We start from the raw sequence: 550 nt of genomic DNA, 5'->3' as shown, positions 1-550 counted from the left end.
GTCGTAATTTTCAGAAGGATCCGGAACTCGACCATCTGCGCGAAGCGGATTGAACCATTGTTGCCGCCATGCCACCCTCGATCGAGGAAGCGCGCCATTCCGGGCGGTGCCGCCCATCCTGGCCGGGCGGCACCGGCGCGTGGCCAAGGAAACCTTTGGGCCGCTCGCGGCTTGGATCAGCGCCTTGGATCAGCGCCTTGGACCGGTGCCTCGGATCGGCGCACCGGGCCGGGTTGAGGGAGACCGTTCAGCGCATGGCCAGCCTCAGCGTCGCGATCGCGTTCGGCGTCCGCCTGCTCCTCGTGCTGCTGTTCCTGCCGTTCAGCGCCCTCGACAAGATCCTGAACTTCAGGGGTGCGGTCGGGCAGGCGCGGCAGGCCGTGCACGCCACCGCGCCCGCGGTGGCGCTGATCGTGATCGGGCTCTGCGTCGAGATCGGGATGTCGCTCTGCATCCTGACCGGGACCGCCGACCGGGCCGCCGCCTTCGTGCTCGCCGGCTATTGCGGGGTGACGGCGCTGCTGTGGAAGCAGTTCTGGGTGCCGGGGGA

At 68.7% G+C, this 550-nt stretch carries 1 protein-coding gene; it reads left to right on the top strand.

Features of this window, described 5'->3' with window-relative positions; all coding sequences use genetic code 11:
* Window positions 1-254 precede the first annotated feature (254 nt).
* The coding region (locus ACU8YC_RS25970) for a DoxX family membrane protein (protein WP_446896109.1) at window positions 255-550 on the top strand (296 nt) is incomplete at its 3' end.

It is taken from the genome of Citrobacter sp. VF227 (genome assembly GCF_052950715.1).
Note: the sequence above shows the minus strand (reverse complement) of the source record. Positions and strands in the feature narration are given on the sequence as shown.